The following is a 15,733-nucleotide window of genomic DNA, read 5'->3' on the forward strand; positions in this document are numbered from 1 at the left end:
CAGAGCTCTCACCAAAACTTTATGTCATTTCGACTCACTTTACTTATGTCAAAATGACTCTAGAATAACGATATTACTCACACTGTGTGGTTACTGACTGTGCAAGCGGAAAACAACCACAAAACAAGCACTTGGTTTTGTTATGCAAGATATTTCAGTCTCAACCTTAATCGATATGACGATAGGTTTAGCCGCTGGTGATAATGACTACGAACGATTTAACAAACTGCTCGATGCCATCCGAAAAGCCATTCAATGTGACTGCGTTGCCCTACTCTCATTGCAAGGCGACACGCTTGTCCCGCTCGCTATGCAGGGGCTCACCCGAGATACGATGGGACGTCGATTCAAAGTCGATGAGCACCCAAGATTTAAAGCGATTTGCGAGTCAAAGACCGCGGTACGTTTTGACTCAGACAGCGACTTACCCGATCCGTTTGACAACTTGTTGCTCGACTACGATGGCGATCTGCCGATGCATTCTTGCATGGGGTTACCTCTTATATACGCCGACAAGTTGCTCGGCGTGCTGACGTTAGACAGCCTGACACCAGACTTGTTTAGCGATATACCGACACGTAGTCTCGACGCGCTTTCGGCTATTGCTGCATCAACACTTAAGGTTGCGTTTACCGTCAGCCAGTTGGAGCAGCAGGCAAAACAGACCCAACAGCGCTTTGAAGAACTCAATGAGGAAGCCTGGGAGCGCGACGGCGGTGAAATTGTCGGTTCGAGTATTTCGATGCAAATGCTCAAAGCCGATATCGAAGTGGTCGCACCGTCGAATTTCAATATCTTGATTCATGGCGAAACTGGCGTCGGTAAAGAGCTGGTCGCGCGTAGTATTCACCACCAATCTAACCGCCGCAAACAGCCGCTGGTTTACGTCAACTGTGCCGCAATCCCAGAGAACTTGGTTGAGAGTGAGCTGTTTGGTCACGTAAAAGGAGCGTTCACTGGCGCGGATAAAACACGTATGGGTAAGTTTGCCTTGGCAGACGGCGGGACACTATTTCTTGATGAAATTGGTGAATTGCCACTCGCGGCACAAAGTAAAATCCTACGCGCATTACAAAACAACGAGATTCAACCCGTCGGGCAAGATAAAGTCGAAAACATTGATGTACGTGTGCTCGCAGCGACCAATCGAGACTTGAAACAAGAAGTGGCAGAAGGTCGTTTTCGTTCAGACCTTTATCACCGTCTGAGTGTCTATCCGATTGACGTTCCCCCGCTAAGACAACGCGAAGGCGATGTGGCGCTATTGGCCGGTTACTTCCTCGAACAAGCAAGGCGTAAACTTGGTATTTTGCAGATCAAGCTTGGCAAAGAAGCTCGCAGTAAACTCAGTCGCTACAACTGGCCGGGTAACGTGCGAGAGCTGGAACATGTGATCAATCGTGCCGCATTAAAAGCACGGGCTCGTGGCGTCAATGGCAAGCTGATCACCGTCTCTTCCGATGATATTGGTGAGCTTCAACCGCTGGAAGAAATGAACGACGCGTCTTCAACTCGCCGCACTGACGTTTCTATGCCCACGATAGACTGGTCAAAAGGGCTCAGGGAAGCGACCGAAGATTACCAAAGAACACTCATCACCACGGCGCTGACCGAATCTGATTTCAATTGGGCTCAAACTGCTAGAGAGCTCAAAACAGACCGAGCTAACCTCACTCGACTCGCCAAACGCTTAGGGATCACTGTTACAAAGAGCCATAAGATTAGTACACTCTGAGTTACAACTTGGTTACAATGCGTCACATAAAGCTGGGAAGCCAATCGTGCTGACCCAGCTACTTAGCCTTCAATCATCGTTAACTAAAGGAACACTATGAAGTTTATTCGTTGGTTCTTGGGTCGCGTAATACTGCTACTCAACTTTATCTTTTCACCACGTGGTGTGAAACGCACACCAGATGCTCAACAAGCCGTTAATCAGAAAGCACAAGGGCTCGCCCTTTATCAGTTCGAAGCGTGCCCTTTTTGCGTAAAGGTGCGTCGCTCAATGAAGCGTCAATCGGTCAATTTTGAACTGCGCGATGCGAAGAACAATCAGCAACACCGTGGTGAGCTGGAAGCGGGCGGCGGTAAAGTTAAAGTACCGTGCCTGAGAATCGAGAAACAAGGCAAGGTTGAATGGATGTACGAGTCTTCAGATATCGTCGCGTACCTAGAGAAAGAGTTCGCCTAACCGCATAACAACAAGGATTGCCTATGTCATACGTGCCGTTAAATATCAGCCATCTCAAAGCGATTGTGTTTGATTTGGATAATACATTGGTCACGTCTGACATGGACTTCACTTGGTTAAGAGAGCAACTAGGATGCCCCTTGAGCAGCGATTTGCTCTCTTATGTTGAACAACTGGAATGCCAACAAGCGCGCGAGAAAGCGCATTCGGTTATATTAGAGCATGAACTGAATGATGCTCGCACTTCTCACCCGATGCCAGGTTGTCTATCTCTACTCGATTTTATTCAGCGCAAACGTCTTTTAACCGCCGTCATCACCAGAAACTGCGCTGAGGCGACACAACAGAAAATCGCGCATAATCGACTCAATATCCCACGAGTTATCACTCGTGAACATTTCCCACCCAAGCCATCACCAGACTCGTTACTGGCGTTAGCTCAGGAGTGGCAACTCCAACACCATCAGATCCTGTATGTCGGCGATTTCCTTTACGACTTACAAGCCGCGTTCAACGCCGACATGCCTTCTTGTTTGGTCACGCATGGTAAAAAAGTTCCGTTTAGCAATCAGGCGTCTTTGGTGGTTGAACACCTTCATGATCTCGAAGAGATTATGACTCAGCACATATAGGGGTGATGTCAAAAGCAGAGCTCTGTCATCAGACAAACTTAATACATCACTTAGACTTGAAAAAGCAGACATGAGTAACGATGTAAGGTTTACTCATATTCAGGCCGAGGCTAGTATGCCTCGGCTTGTCTTCTCATTCGACCTAAAGGTCTCAACATTTATATGGTTATGACTTCTACAACGCAAGATTCTTCGCCCTCTTTGGGGAAACAGCTGTTTCAAATGACGTGGCCAATGCTGTTTGGCGTACTGTCACTGATGAGCTTTCAACTGGTAGATAGTGCGTTTATCGGTCAGTTAGGTGTGCTGCCGTTGGCGGCACAAGGCTTTACCCTGCCGATTCAGATGATAATCATCGGCATTCAGGTTGGCTTGGGGATCGCAACCACAGCGGTAATTTCCAAAGCACTGGGCGCTGGACAAGAGCGATACGCGCAACAACTGGGTGGCTTAATTGTCACTATGGGCGGTGTCGGTGTCGCCGCGATTGCGGTGTTACTGTACCTGGTTCGCGAGCCAATCTTACTTCTGCTGAGCGCACCAGATAGCGTGCTGCCTATCATCGATACCTATTGGATGTTCTGGCTTGCCAGTGCATGGGTAGGCGCAATGTTGTATTTCTTTTATAGCATTTGCCGCTCAAACGGTAACACCATGCTACCGGGCACAATGATGATGGTGACCAGTCTGCTCAACTTGGTGCTCGACCCGATTTTCATTTTTACTTTGGATTTGGGCATCAACGGTGCGGCAATCGCGACGATTCTCTCATTCGGCTTTGGTATTTTGGTGGTCGCACCTAAAGTGACTCGCAAACATTGGCTCAACTTTGACTGGAGTGATCTCAACGTCGCCAAAAGTATTCGTTCCATCGCCAATATCATGGGGCCGGCAATGATCAGTCAATTGCTTCCGCCGTTGTCATCCATGCTTGCGACTAAACTGTTAGCAAGCTTTGGTACTGCAGCAGTGGCAGCTTGGGCTGTAGGCTCTCGTTATGAGTTCTTTGCCATTGTATCGGTATTGGCGTTGACCATGTCGATGCCACCGATGGTCGGGCGACTGCTTGGCGCAAGTAGGCTTGAGGACATTCGCAAGCTGGTGATCATCGCAGTGAAGTTTATTCTCGGTTTCCAACTACTCATCGCGGCCATCACTTGGCTCTCAGCCAAACCGCTTGCGGCTCTGATGACCAGTGAACAAAACGTGACTGACATTCTGAGCTGGCACTTGCTTATCGTGCCATTTAGCTTGGGGCCACTTGGAATCTGTATGCTGATGGTCTCGATCTCCAACGCGCTAGGCAAAGCGTATACCGCTTTAACCATCTCAGCGTTGCGCCTATTTGCATTCTTCTTACCGTGTTTGTGGTTGGGTGCTCAATTGGGTGGATTACAAGGTCTATTCTGGGGCGCTTTCTGCGGCAACATCTTGGCGGGTGTCAGCGCTTGGTTTACTTACCAGCAAGCATTGAGACAAGTCGAAGACCGCTTAGCGCGCCAGTAAACACAATCCTTCAAACACAATCAGAAATGGCCGCTTAATCAAATAAGTGGCCATTTTTATGTCTTTCGGCTATTAAGCCTGATTTTTCGACATTAAATACAAGTTTTTTGAATATCAACAACAACATAGTTAGATGACGTTCTTATCATAAACACGTATGATTCTGGCTACGATTTTTCTCTAACCAATATTATGACAACCAAAGCCCACCACCCTATTCAAGGCGCGAGCTGGATGCTAACCGCGGGTCTAGCGTTCGCGATTGTGAACAGCTTAGCTCAGATCGCAAGCATCAATTTCGGCTTATCCTCAACAACAGTCGCACTGATTCAATATGGCATTGCGTTGATCGTAATTCTGCCGTACTTAAAAACGCTCGGGATCAGAAAATCACTGCGCACTGAACATTTAGGGATGCACATATTCCGTGTTTTTCTCTCGGTTATCGGTATTCAGCTTTGGCTTTGGGCACTTGCTTACCCTGTGCCGATTTGGCAAGGCATCGCGTTGCTGATGACATCACCGCTGTTCGCCACGATTGGTTCGGGTTTGATCCTCAAAGAAAACGTCGGGGTCGCGCGTTGGATGGCGACTCTCACCGGTTTTGTTGGAGCGATGATCATTCTTGAGCCCTGGGCGGATGATTTTAGTTGGGCGTCGCTGCTGCCCGTGGGTGCTGCGTTCTTCTGGGCGTGTTACTCATTGATGGTAAAGAAACTGTCTTCTGATGATTCACCTTCAACCATGGTAGTTTACCTGCTAGTTTTGATCACGCCGTTCAACATTTTACTCGCGCTACCCGAATGGCAAATGCCGTCAGGTACAATCATCTGGACAGTCTTAATTGCAGCAGGCGCGTTTACCGCGCTGGCTCAATGGGCGATAGTGAAAGCTTACTCGGTTGCCGACGCGTCGTTTGTTCAACCGTTTGACCATGCAAAACTGCCACTAAACGTGCTGGCTGGTTGGGTTGTCTTTAGTTGGGTTCCACCAGGTCGTTTGTGGTTAGGTGCAGCGATCATCATCGTTTCAGTGGCTTTTATTACCCAATGGGAAACAAAAAAATCTAGGCAGCTGAAATAAAATATCGCCTATATCTTTCTATTATGGAAAGGTAGAGACAAGAGAGATATCCATGACAGATCCAATCAAAATTACACTTTACCGTTGGGCTGGCAGTTGGGGACCGTTTAGCATCAAGATCCCATGCGGTGAATGTACGCTGACTAAAGATATACTACAGGATACCTTCGACACTGAGTTGTCAGGTATTCCGATTCAACTGGAAGTAAAAGACTGGCTTTCAAACTGGTGGGAACCACTTAAAGTTGGTGCGTGGCACGCGCCGATTATCATGGTGGAAGGCAAAGTGATCAGCCAGGGCGAAGCACTCAACCGTGGCGTGTTAGTTCAATCTGTTATTCAGCAATGGACTAAGCGCGATACGCTCAGAGGCAACATCGTTTTTGGTAAAGCAACCTGCCCTTACTGTGTTAAAGCCAAGCGCTTGTTAAGCGACGCAGGTATCGATTATCGATACCATGACGTGGTGAAAGAGAGCGCAGCACTGTACAGAATGATCCCTGAAGCCAAAGCGATCATTGGCGAGAAAACGCCGGTCACTGTGCCGCAAATCTGGCTAGACGGTCAGTACATTGGTGGGTGTGATAACTTGGAAGCGTGGTTGGCCGATAAGGGACTTAACCAAGTGCCAGATAATGTTGTCAACTTGGGTGAGAATCAAAGCACTGGAAGTTAAGACAACGCTCCCCTTTATATAATAAGAACAAAGCCCCGCATTGCGGGGCTTTGTTTTAAATTCCATTTCAGCGCTTACTTCGCCATCTTCTTCATCATACGTTTGAAGAACGACGCTTTTTTCGCTTTAGGCTTGTTCATCGCTTCATACATCGCTTGTTTCGCGATTAGCTGACCTAAATATGCATTGCCTAGTTCGTGATTCATGGTTATCTCCTCGATAAGTCGATATCGGAAGCGTGATTTTAATCACAAACAAAACAAAAACAAGATCTAAATCACATTATTTTGCGCGTTTCGGTTGCTGATACGTCTTACCAGCCGCTTGATACGTGTCCTTGCGCTTTACTTCGAACATTGCGTCAAAGAACCAAGCGACAAAACGAATCACATCGTCACCTTCATTCATTACGTGCTCGATGAATTCTTGCTCTTCACCCTGCTCATTTTCTTGCACTGTCACGTGATAGATGCGTTTCTCACCGTCCACTTCTGCCAAAGCAAACTGACCAGTCAGAGACTGCGCCGCTTCGGCAACGTCTTCATCTTCACTCGCTTTTAATAGTTCTAACGCTTCAGGTAGGCTTGGCTTTTCGCATAGTGATTTTACGAGCAGTTCGAATTCTTTCTGGTCCATGGTGACAACCTCAATGGATAAATGGAGAGTTTTACTCTGTGCATTGTATCAGTCGCCTAAGGGCTTTCAAGCAAACTCTCGCTGCATCATTGTCTTACTGCGCGACAGCAGTAGCACAAATGCCATAAGACTCGCAGCAATCAAATAAAACACACCAATCGCAAATTGGCTCTGTATCCAGTGCTCCACCAGATAGCCACCGAAAAGTCCCGCCAAGCACATTTGAATCGATCCCGAAAGTGCAGATACGGCCCCAGCTTGGCGTTTATGCGGCTCTAACAACATGCTGGTCGATAGTGGAAAAGATAGCCCTTGCGCAATGGTCAAACAGGTAAACGCCCAAATCAGATTAAACAGCGTCACCTCTGTCACCAACAGCCATACACCAGCAAATGACATCAGAAAAATCGCTAGCCTCAGCAACTGCTTCGTCGACATATACCGATTCAAAACATTCAGCGACACACTACCGATCATCAAACCTGCAGAAGGAATGATCATCACAGAGCCATATTCAGCTGCGGTTAAACCAAGACGATGTTGCAAAATAAACGGCATCACTGACAACGACACCAAACTGGTTAAATAGCTAATCCAGTTGTAGCTGGCGCTCGATAACACCTGTTTGTTGGTGATCAGCCGACCGTAGTTTTTAACCACTTCAATGGGTTCAAAACGACGTTTTCCATAGCTGTTGGTTTCAGGCAACACAAAGTACCCAAGGGTAAAAATCGCCGCTAGGTAAAGCAGTACAAACATAAACACCGCTTGCCAGCCAAGATAAAACGCCATCCAACCGCCAAATACTGGCGCTAATATCGGCATAATCGACGCTGTTACGGAAATATACGACAGTGCTTTGGTGAGTTGCACGCCGTCATAGCTATCACGCAATACGCTTCGCCCCAACACAGACGCACTACCTGCACCTAAACCTTGTAGCAAGCGTCCTAAAATCAATCCGGTTAAGCTGTGTGAGAGTAACAAACACATCACCGTACCTAGCAAGTAAACGCCCTGACCGACAATAAACACTGGGCGTCGACCAATCGCATCAGATAGCGGACCGTAAAACAGCTGCGACGCACCAAAGCCGACCAGAAATAAAGTCACTAAGAGTTGAACGTCGGCTTGGCTTGCGTTAAGAGATTGGCTGATCAATGGCAAAGAAGGCAAGTAAATGCTCACACCAACCTGACCGGTGGCAATGATCATCATCGCAAGCAACATTGGGGTCTTTTTCATTGCATCTCCTTCTTTAAGCACATTACAAACCAGTGTAAATTAGGTACTGAAGAAAGATAATACTCACTGATGGAAACTGATTAGTTCCCACAAAGAAAGAATAAGGTTAGGTTTATGGATTGGCTTCAAAGTGTGCACAGCTACATTCGAGTCGTCGACGAAGGCAGTTTTAACGGTGCCGCGCGTAAAATGAATACCACCAGCTCTGCGATCAGTAAACGTATTCACTGGCTGGAAGAACGAATCGGCGTGCAGTTATTGAAGCGTACTACGCGAACCGTCACCCAAACAGAAGCTGGCGCCCTGTTCTACGAACGTGCCAAAGTGCAGATTGAAGGCTGGCAGTCGATTGTCGATGAGACTCGCTCGGTCAGCGAAACGCCCGCAGGGTTACTCAAAATCGGGGCGACTCTGGCGGTCGGTTCTAAGTTTTTGGTGCAATACCTGAATGATTTTCTGCAAATGTATCCGGACATTCGTATCCAGTTGACCACCACAACGCCTGGGCAGTTGCCTGAACTCAGCTTAGATCTGTTTATCAGCCGAGAGTTAGAGCAGCTCAATTCACTCAGTTTTAAAGCGTCCCCACTGTTTGAGCACAAAGCAGGTTTTTATGCGTCACCAAGTTACATCAAGAGATTTGGCGAACCGAGCGATACCAACGAATTGAAACAACACAACATGCTGATATGGGGAGAGAGGCCACATCGCGACATCAAACTTTCAAAAGGTCAACGTATCGCGGTTTCTGGAAACTTTGCGACCACCAATCCGGAAGCACTGTTTTATGCAGCGAAAAACGGCATGGGTATTTTGCTAAGTACCGACGTGATGATCAAAGATGAACTCAAAACTGGGACATTAAAACGTATACTGCCCGATATCACAGCTGATGAAGCGACGGTATACGCCTACTATCCGAAACTGGACTACCAACACACGCGCACACAATTGTTCCTCGACTACCTTAAACAACGCCTAGAGCGGGAAGCAATGCAAGAGAATTAAACAAACATTTAACATTTTCAAGTTGCCTATTTATGTGTCCTGTACCATATTTAAGAAGAACCAAGACTAATAACATATGGCTTTTTTGCCATCTATAGGTTCCCAATATGGCTAGGAAAACAATACCAACGTCGCCGATTGATATCGATGTCGTCTATAAAACGCTGTGTTTAGATGGAAGTGAGTTACTCGATAACGCCACCTTATTGCTGCATAGGCATTTTGGATCACACTGCACCTGCATTGTCGAAATTAACCGTTTTCGCTCCAACGCCAAAACGCTCTCTTTCGCGTGTGATAACCAGCTCCAGTCTCCCGCCGAGTACGAGCTATACGGTACGCCTTGCTCGACGGTAAGCAAATCCCAACTCGATTATGTACTTTACAAAGGTGGAGTGAGTGACACATTTCCAGATGACACCAATTTAAAACAAGCTGGGGTTGAGTCTTACCTTGGTATTCCATTGCGCTCCGCATCCGGAAACGTGCTTGGTGTTTTACTCTCTTCGTTTACCAGCCAACTCTCTGATAGCGAAGATTTAATTTACTACCACAAGCTCTTTGCCAAAGTGGTGGTGCACAGCTTACGCTCCAAATGGCTTTCAGCTCAGTCAGAAAGCTTGGTTGAGCAGCTTAGTTTTGAAGTTTCCCACGACAACCTAACCGGTTTACTAAACCGCAGCTTCTTAGCTGACAAATTGGAAACTCTCACCGAATTGAGCAAGCAGCCGTTTACCCTCGCCTACATTGATATTGATAATTTCAAATCGATCAACGACTTATACGGCAGTTATATCGGCGACCAAATCATCAAGTTTGTAGCCCGCTCTATCGAAGAATGCATTGAAGACCGGCAACTCGCGTTTCGCATCGCTGGTGATGAGTTCGCGTTTATTTCACTCACAGGTGACCCATTTGAAATCTGCCGCCAGATTGTCGAGAAGGTATCAAGTGGCTACCAAGACCCCGCGCGTAACATCAAAGTCTCCGTCAGTATTGGCTTAGCAAGAAACAACTCTAACAGCCTGACAGCGGATCAAATCATTCTTAACGCGAGTTTGGCGTTGAAAGAGTGTAAGCAGTCACGTCAGACGTCGATTCAATGCTACGACACTCATCTAAGTGCTCAATACTACCGACGCGCGATCGTCATTGACGCGCTGCGAAGCGAGTTGGACAAAGATATTGAACACAGTGAGATATACGTGGTTGCCCAACCTATTGTTGCTCAAGGAAAACCACAGTGGGACTACTTTGAGATTCTCGCGCGTTGGAACAGTGATGTGCTGGGCGCTATCTCGCCGCTTGAATTCATTGAAGCGGCAGAACAATCTGGCCTGATCATCGAACTCGGTGAACGTATTATCGAGCTCGCCTGCCAAGCAAAAATAAAGCTGGAGCATGGGTTAGGCTATCGTGTCAGACTCGGGATTAACTGCTCGGCACACGAGATTAATAATGCCAATCGCTATGTTCAGCACCTTCTCCATACCTTGGGTAAATACGGTTTTAATGCCGAAGATTTCACCATCGAAATGACCGAGACAGTATTGCTGTCACGAATCAACGAAGTCAAAACCACACTGGATAAGCTCAGACTGCTTGGCTTTAGCATCGCTTTGGATGACTTTGGGACAGGCTACTCGAGTCTCAACTACATCCATACCTATCCGATTGATTGTATTAAAATTGATGCTACTTTTGTTCGAAATATGCTCTCCAACGAAAGCTCGGAGAGTGTCGTGTGGCTAATTATTCAACTGGCCAATAAGCTACATGTCAGCTTGATCGCGGAAGGTGTCGAGAGCGAAGAAGCGCTTCAAAAGCTCTATTCAATGGGCTGTAAAAAGATTCAAGGTTTCTATTTTTCTACGCCTAAGGAGCCAGAAGAGTTGGTTGAGGGCATCAAAGCGCTGACCAACATCGACTCTCAAGTCTCTAATGGGTAACAATCTATCCATGATTCGTAAAGGTTGATTTATTTGTATTTAGTTGATAATAATTATCATTACCACAAATAAACCACCGAACGACATGGATAGAACACAACCGCTATACAATGGCTTATTCAAAGCCAGAGATAGGTTTTTGGATACCCCCACCGCGTGTGGATTCGAACCCGATGTGATTCAAGAGTACATTCATTGGACACTCGCACTCGCATCCAGTTACGAGCGCGGGGCGAGAGACGAAAACCCTCTGCTCTATGAACTGTTTCTCCGTCAGCTTTACTTCCATTTGCTCGACGCGATCCAAGACCCGCAACGCAGCCGAATTTTTCGTCGTCTGTGTCTAGACTCTATTCATACCCCGTTACTGTGTTTAAAACGCCATTACGACCAGTGGGAAGACGGCGACATCAAATTATTACTTTTACAACAACAATTACAGCGTGTTCAAGCGCCGCTAGATTAAGCAAAAGGTACAGTCATGACCCAATCAGCCAACCAACCTTACCGAATTGAAAAAGACAGTATGGGGGAAGTCAAAGTCCCATCTGACGCACTTTACCAAGCGCAAACCCAACGGGCGGTCGACAACTTCCATTTTAGTCGTCACACCATGCCAGATGGATTTGTGCAAGCACTAGCCTACATCAAACAAACCGCGGCACTGACCAACGCACAGCTTGGCCACCTTGAAGGGGACATTGCCAACGCGATTGCCGACGCCGCGCAAGCCATCATCAATGGTCAGCACCGAGATCAGTTCCCAATTGACGTGTTTCAAACTGGTTCAGGAACCAGTTCTAACATGAATGCCAATGAAGTGATTGCTACGCTCGCCAGTGAATTGCTTGGTGGTGACGTTAGCCCAAATGATCACGTCAATATGGGGCAAAGCAGCAACGATGTTGTCCCGACCGCGATTCAAATCAGTTCGGTTATGGCGATAGAAAACCAGCTACTGCCCGCGCTAAGTCATTTGATCACTAGCCTGCATTCAAAGCGCCAGCAAATCGGGCACATTGTCAAAACCGGACGCACCCACCTGATGGACGCTATGCCAGTCACATTCGACCAAGAACTGGGCGGTTGGCAATTCCAGATCGAGCAAGCACAAAAAGGTATTCAAGCTACGCTTCCCGCAGTCAAAGCGCTGGCTCAAGGTGGCACTGCAGTTGGCACAGGCATCAACGCTGATGAAAAGTTTGCTCGATTGTTTGCGGATAACCTCTCTCAAGCGACGAACATTCAATTCAGCGCCAGCGAGAACTTCTTTTACAACCTGAGCAGCCAAGACGCCACTGTGGCCCTCTCCGGTCAATTAAAGACCGCCGCAGTCGCCTTGATGAAAATCGCCAACGATCTACGCTGGATGAACTCCGGACCACTGGCTGGGATTGGTGAAATAGAGCTGCAAGGGCTTCAGCCGGGCTCATCTATCATGCCAGGTAAAGTTAACCCAGTGATCCCAGAGGCCACCGCGATGGCTGCGGCGCAAGTCATTGGTAATGACACCACCATTACCATCGCTGGCCAATCTGGTAACTTCCAACTTAACGTGATGCTCCCTGTGATCGCTCATAACATTATCGAGAGTATCGAATTACTCGCCAACAGCGCGCGCGCCATGGCTGATAAGGCGATCAGCAGCTTCACGGTCAGAGAAGATAATCTTGAGCGAACATTGGCACGCAACCCTATTTTGGTGACTGCGTTAAATCCGGTGATTGGGTACTTGAAAGCCGCAGACATTGCCAAGAAAGCGTACAAAGAAGGACGAGCGATTATTGATGTCGCCGAAGAAGAAACCAGTCTAACAAGGAGTGAGTTGGAACGTTTACTCGCGCCAGAACAGCTGGCGAAAGGTGGCATAGCCGATTAAACAACAGGCACACTTCCTTGTGTGGTGTGCACTATACGAGCAGCAGCGATACCAACAAAAATGGCACGGCTAATGTCGATGCCATTTTTGCAAGCGACAGCATCTCTCTCGCCAACACTTCACGCTTTGGTGAAACCAACTGCGCTGCTGTAGACATTGCAGCAGTTTGAGCGGTATTCATTCGTCGACCTCTTTACGATCAAATGATTTGGGAGCGGCGATTTTAAGCCTTTCCCCCACTTCGAGCAAACCTTATAAGCCTTTAAATTTTCTAAATGCTAGATATAGAACAGCTACACAATAAATTGTAAGACATTGAAATATAATAATTATTAGGCATAAATTCATCATCTAAACAATAGTTGTTTAGTAAATTTAAAAAAGCCGAAGTTAATACCCTGTAAAAATTCTATTTTCAAGAACTTTTAAGTTTCTTTAACAACCTTGCCACTTTTGATCACATATACATCAAGATTCTCTGCGCTTGTATTAACAGATGTGATACTAATTCTGCCGTCATATCGACATTGTTTAACATCAATAACTATAAAACCTTACAAAAAGTAAAACATATAACTACATAAGTTGATTAAAAGTCGACAAGGAGATTAGCCTACCATGTGGAACATTCTTAAAATCGCGAGTGCGTTTATTGGAATTATCGTCGGAGCAGGATTCGCGTCCGGACAAGAGGTGCTGCAATACTTCACCAGTTTTGGTCATTGGGGGACAGCGGCGGCTGTCGTCGCGACCGCTCTTTTTGCCTACCTAGGTATGATGCTGACTATGCTGGGTTCACAAACTCAAACCATGTCGCATAAGAAAGTGATTTACCAGATCAGCGGACGCTGGGTTGGGATCATCGTTGACTACGTTATTATCTTCACATTGTTCGGTGTTGGCGTGGTAATGATCGCTGGTGCAGGTTCTCTGCTCAACCAACAGTTCGACTTGCCACCCTACGCGGGTAGCATCGTGTTGACCGTACTGATTGGTTTAACCGCCATGCTCAATGTTGACCGCGTTGTTGCCGTTATCGGTAGCATTACACCACTGCTGATCGTAGCGCTGGTCGTCATTTGCGGATACAGCATCACGACGATGGATAAGAGCTTCGATACGCTTGCGCCAATCGCTGAAAGCGTCGAATCAACGCTGCCACATTGGTTTATTTCTGCCGTGAACTACGTTTCGTTCAACCTTGCGGTGGGAGCGGCGATGGCACTTGTTATGGGCGGCGCTGAGACTAATCCACGTGTGGCAAAATTAGGTGGTCTTTTAGGTGGTGCTGGCGTTGGCGTACTTATCGTACTGAGCCACCTTGCGCTGTTCTCACAAATTGAAGTGGTTGCCAACTACCCGATGCCGCTACTGAAAATCATCGACATGATTTCGCCTGCGTTGTCTACTTTCATGACCTTCATCTTGTTCGGTATGATTTTCAATACTGCGGTCAGCATGTTCTACGCATTTGCTGCTCGATTTGTACCGATGAAATCAGCGAAAGCAAACAAGTTTATCTTTGCCACGCTAGCGGTAGGCTTTGTTGCGAGCTTTGCAGGTTTCACTCAATTGGTTGCGGTGTTCTACCCACTGATTGGTTACTTAGGTCTGTTCTTAGTGGGCGCATTGATCTATGCTCCATTTAAACTCAAGAAAGACCAAATGACGCTTCAAGAGCCAGCATTTGCAACAAAATAGCTCAATCTAACGTAAACATAAGCCGCTGAAAGTTTTCACAGCGGCTTTTGTATATCAAAGGGGTTATGCGTTAAAAAGGTGCCTACCACCCTATCAATATCATTCCGTATTTTCGTCAATCTATCCTCCTTAGCAATATTCCACTACCTAATTCAAACAAGAGACCTGCCGACTTCATTACTCGGTTCAATCCATCACGCACATACCTTTAAAATTCAACCTTAAATCCGGCCGCCAATAAACTTAATAGCAATGAGTTGCATTAAGCAATTTGCACTAATAAATGACTAACAAGCACCGACCTCATAAGAAATCAAACATTGATGCCCGATTCCCACACAAAATGCCCGATTTTTTGCGCAGTTATTCACCATTTCGGTCAAAAGTGGGCAAAACAGAACTTGCTGTGATCTCCGTCGTAGTATTTTAACGGGGTTAAATTAATACTCAGTTCATCCGAGATAAATGAGTAGTTTATTAATGCAAGCATTAACCCGAGCAAGCCATATTTTAAAAGTGATCGGAAAAGTTGGTCGAGTTTCTGTCAACGACTTAGCCGAAGAACTTAATGTCTCGGTCGAAACTATTCGTCGGGATTTAAAAATTCTCGACAATAAAGGAGAAGTTGTTCGAGTTCATGGCGGCGCAATATGCAAACAGTATCGTGACGAAGGCACCTCATTTAATAATCGGGCGAATAACAACATCGTCGATAAAAAACATTTAGTCGATAAAGTTATTTCCAATATTTATGAAGGTTCGGTTATAGGATTGGATGCAAGTTCATCCAGTTGGTTAGTCGCGCAATCTATGCCAGATATTCGTTGCACTGTGGTAACTAACTCGACCAATAATATCAGTGTACTGTGTGGTAAAAAGAATATTTCAATCATCAGTTTAGGTGGTCATTTTTCTGAAAAGTACAAAGCGTTCTATGGCATGATCGCGAAAAACACCCTATCAGAAATGGCGCTTGACCTATGTGTCATATCTTGCGACGGCTTTGACGAACTCAATGGTGTTTGGGACTCAAACGAGTACAACTATGACATAAAAAGGACATTCATTGAGGTTTCGGGAAAAGTTATTCTTCTCGCAGACAAGAGTAAATACAAGAAAAAGAGTCTACTTAAAATATGCAATTTCGATGAAATAGACATACTTATTTCAAACATATAAACAATAAATAAATACTATTTTTTAACATTATAAAATCCACAAACCAAT

The 15,733-nt window shown here is 46.3% G+C and carries 16 protein-coding genes; 12 read left to right on the forward strand and 4 right to left on the reverse strand.

The window, feature by feature from the left end; all coding sequences use genetic code 11:
- The first annotated feature begins 142 nt into the window (after positions 1-142).
- From norR to HCZ42_RS15450, 6 genes are all read left to right on the forward strand, one after another.
- Positions 143-1,735 carry a nitric oxide reductase transcriptional regulator NorR gene (gene norR / locus HCZ42_RS15425; protein WP_167421540.1) on the forward strand — a complete coding sequence of 531 codons (1,593 nt, stop codon included), beginning with the start codon at positions 143-145 and terminating at the stop codon, positions 1,733-1,735.
- A gap of 96 nt (positions 1,736-1,831) precedes the next feature.
- Positions 1,832-2,191 carry a glutaredoxin family protein gene (locus HCZ42_RS15430; protein ID WP_167421541.1) on the forward strand — a complete coding sequence of 120 codons (360 nt, stop codon included), beginning with the start codon at positions 1,832-1,834 and terminating at the stop codon, positions 2,189-2,191.
- A 23-nt stretch (positions 2,192-2,214) separates the two neighbouring features.
- Complete coding sequence (locus tag HCZ42_RS15435; protein ID WP_167421542.1) at positions 2,215-2,823, forward strand: HAD family hydrolase; 609 nt, start codon at positions 2,215-2,217, stop codon at positions 2,821-2,823.
- 168 nt (positions 2,824-2,991) lie between these two features.
- Positions 2,992-4,329, forward strand: a complete 1,338-nt coding sequence (locus HCZ42_RS15440) for an MATE family efflux transporter (RefSeq protein WP_167421596.1) — start codon at positions 2,992-2,994, stop codon at positions 4,327-4,329.
- Between the two features lie 192 nt (positions 4,330-4,521).
- On the forward strand, positions 4,522-5,412 hold the full coding sequence (locus HCZ42_RS15445; RefSeq protein WP_167421543.1) for a DMT family transporter: 891 nt from the start codon (positions 4,522-4,524) through the stop codon (positions 5,410-5,412).
- Between the two features lie 52 nt (positions 5,413-5,464).
- On the forward strand, positions 5,465-6,088 hold the full coding sequence (locus HCZ42_RS15450; protein WP_167421544.1) for a glutaredoxin domain-containing protein: 624 nt from the start codon (positions 5,465-5,467) through the stop codon (positions 6,086-6,088).
- Between the two features lie 74 nt (positions 6,089-6,162).
- On the opposite strand, the gene HCZ42_RS22050 is transcribed toward HCZ42_RS15450, so the two are convergent.
- The 3 genes from HCZ42_RS22050 to HCZ42_RS15460 form a co-directional block, all read right to left on the reverse strand.
- On the reverse strand, positions 6,163-6,294 hold the full coding sequence (locus HCZ42_RS22050) for a hypothetical protein (RefSeq protein ID WP_281173324.1): 132 nt from the start codon (positions 6,292-6,294) through the stop codon (positions 6,163-6,165).
- A 76-nt stretch (positions 6,295-6,370) separates the two neighbouring features.
- A complete protein-coding gene (locus HCZ42_RS15455) occupies positions 6,371-6,724 on the reverse strand; it encodes a hypothetical protein (protein ID WP_167421545.1) in 354 nt (117 codons plus the stop codon).
- A 66-nt stretch (positions 6,725-6,790) separates the two neighbouring features.
- A complete protein-coding gene (locus HCZ42_RS15460; RefSeq protein WP_167421546.1) occupies positions 6,791-7,969 on the reverse strand; it encodes a multidrug effflux MFS transporter in 1,179 nt (392 codons plus the stop codon).
- Positions 7,970-8,083: 114 nt separating this feature from the next.
- Here HCZ42_RS15460 and HCZ42_RS15465 point away from each other — a divergent pair, with 114 nt between their 5' ends.
- The 4 genes from HCZ42_RS15465 (at position 8,084) to HCZ42_RS15480 (ending at position 12,805) form a co-directional block, all read left to right on the forward strand.
- A complete protein-coding gene (locus HCZ42_RS15465) occupies positions 8,084-8,977 on the forward strand; it encodes a LysR family transcriptional regulator (protein WP_167421547.1) in 894 nt (297 codons plus the stop codon).
- A 107-nt stretch (positions 8,978-9,084) separates the two neighbouring features.
- Positions 9,085-10,926 (forward strand): putative bifunctional diguanylate cyclase/phosphodiesterase, encoded by a 1,842-nt coding sequence (locus HCZ42_RS15470; protein ID WP_167421548.1) that lies wholly within the window; start codon positions 9,085-9,087, stop codon positions 10,924-10,926.
- A gap of 85 nt (positions 10,927-11,011) precedes the next feature.
- Positions 11,012-11,392 carry a hypothetical protein gene (locus tag HCZ42_RS15475; protein ID WP_167421549.1) on the forward strand — a complete coding sequence of 127 codons (381 nt, stop codon included), beginning with the start codon at positions 11,012-11,014 and terminating at the stop codon, positions 11,390-11,392.
- Positions 11,393-11,407: 15 nt separating this feature from the next.
- Positions 11,408-12,805 carry a class II fumarate hydratase gene (locus tag HCZ42_RS15480; protein ID WP_167421550.1) on the forward strand — a complete coding sequence of 466 codons (1,398 nt, stop codon included), beginning with the start codon at positions 11,408-11,410 and terminating at the stop codon, positions 12,803-12,805.
- 31 nt (positions 12,806-12,836) lie between these two features.
- Here HCZ42_RS15480 and HCZ42_RS15485 read toward each other — a convergent pair whose 3' ends face one another.
- Complete coding sequence (locus HCZ42_RS15485) at positions 12,837-12,986, reverse strand: hypothetical protein (RefSeq protein ID WP_053407273.1); 150 nt, start codon at positions 12,984-12,986, stop codon at positions 12,837-12,839.
- Positions 12,987-13,423: 437 nt separating this feature from the next.
- Between HCZ42_RS15485 and HCZ42_RS15490 the strand changes: the two genes are divergently transcribed.
- Together HCZ42_RS15490 and HCZ42_RS15495 are read left to right on the forward strand one after the other, a co-directional pair.
- Complete coding sequence (locus tag HCZ42_RS15490) at positions 13,424-14,506, forward strand: YkvI family membrane protein (RefSeq protein WP_167421551.1); 1,083 nt, start codon at positions 13,424-13,426, stop codon at positions 14,504-14,506.
- Between the two features lie 480 nt (positions 14,507-14,986).
- Positions 14,987-15,685 (forward strand): DeoR/GlpR family DNA-binding transcription regulator, encoded by a 699-nt coding sequence (locus HCZ42_RS15495; RefSeq protein WP_175579528.1) that lies wholly within the window; start codon positions 14,987-14,989, stop codon positions 15,683-15,685.
- The last annotated feature ends 48 nt before the right edge of the window (positions 15,686-15,733 follow it).

This window comes from Vibrio hepatarius (assembly GCF_011806575.1).
Taxonomy (GTDB): Bacteria; Pseudomonadota; Gammaproteobacteria; order Enterobacterales; family Vibrionaceae; genus Vibrio; species Vibrio hepatarius_A.

Excerpts from the sequence above, each read along its gene's own strand:
- norR (WP_167421540.1), top strand. The coding sequence starts at position 143 with ATGCAAGATATTTCAGTCTCAACCTTAATCGATATGACGATAGGTTTA.
- HCZ42_RS15430 (WP_167421541.1), top strand. The coding sequence starts at position 1,832 with ATGAAGTTTATTCGTTGGTTCTTGGGTCGCGTAATACTGCTACTCAAC.
- HCZ42_RS15435 (WP_167421542.1), top strand. The coding sequence starts at position 2,215 with ATGTCATACGTGCCGTTAAATATCAGCCATCTCAAAGCGATTGTGTTT.
- HCZ42_RS15440 (WP_167421596.1), top strand. The coding sequence starts at position 2,992 with ATGACTTCTACAACGCAAGATTCTTCGCCCTCTTTGGGGAAACAGCTG.
- HCZ42_RS15445 (WP_167421543.1), top strand. The coding sequence starts at position 4,522 with ATGACAACCAAAGCCCACCACCCTATTCAAGGCGCGAGCTGGATGCTA.
- HCZ42_RS15450 (WP_167421544.1), top strand. The coding sequence starts at position 5,465 with ATGACAGATCCAATCAAAATTACACTTTACCGTTGGGCTGGCAGTTGG.
- HCZ42_RS22050 (WP_281173324.1), bottom strand. The coding sequence starts at position 6,294 with ATGAATCACGAACTAGGCAATGCATATTTAGGTCAGCTAATCGCGAAA.
- HCZ42_RS15455 (WP_167421545.1), bottom strand. The coding sequence starts at position 6,724 with ATGGACCAGAAAGAATTCGAACTGCTCGTAAAATCACTATGCGAAAAG.
- HCZ42_RS15460 (WP_167421546.1), bottom strand. The coding sequence starts at position 7,969 with ATGAAAAAGACCCCAATGTTGCTTGCGATGATGATCATTGCCACCGGT.
- HCZ42_RS15465 (WP_167421547.1), top strand. The coding sequence starts at position 8,084 with ATGGATTGGCTTCAAAGTGTGCACAGCTACATTCGAGTCGTCGACGAA.
- HCZ42_RS15470 (WP_167421548.1), top strand. The coding sequence starts at position 9,085 with ATGGCTAGGAAAACAATACCAACGTCGCCGATTGATATCGATGTCGTC.
- HCZ42_RS15475 (WP_167421549.1), top strand. The coding sequence starts at position 11,012 with ATGGATAGAACACAACCGCTATACAATGGCTTATTCAAAGCCAGAGAT.
- HCZ42_RS15480 (WP_167421550.1), top strand. The coding sequence starts at position 11,408 with ATGACCCAATCAGCCAACCAACCTTACCGAATTGAAAAAGACAGTATG.
- HCZ42_RS15485 (WP_053407273.1), bottom strand. The coding sequence starts at position 12,986 with ATGAATACCGCTCAAACTGCTGCAATGTCTACAGCAGCGCAGTTGGTT.
- HCZ42_RS15490 (WP_167421551.1), top strand. The coding sequence starts at position 13,424 with ATGTGGAACATTCTTAAAATCGCGAGTGCGTTTATTGGAATTATCGTC.
- HCZ42_RS15495 (WP_175579528.1), top strand. The coding sequence starts at position 14,987 with ATGCAAGCATTAACCCGAGCAAGCCATATTTTAAAAGTGATCGGAAAA.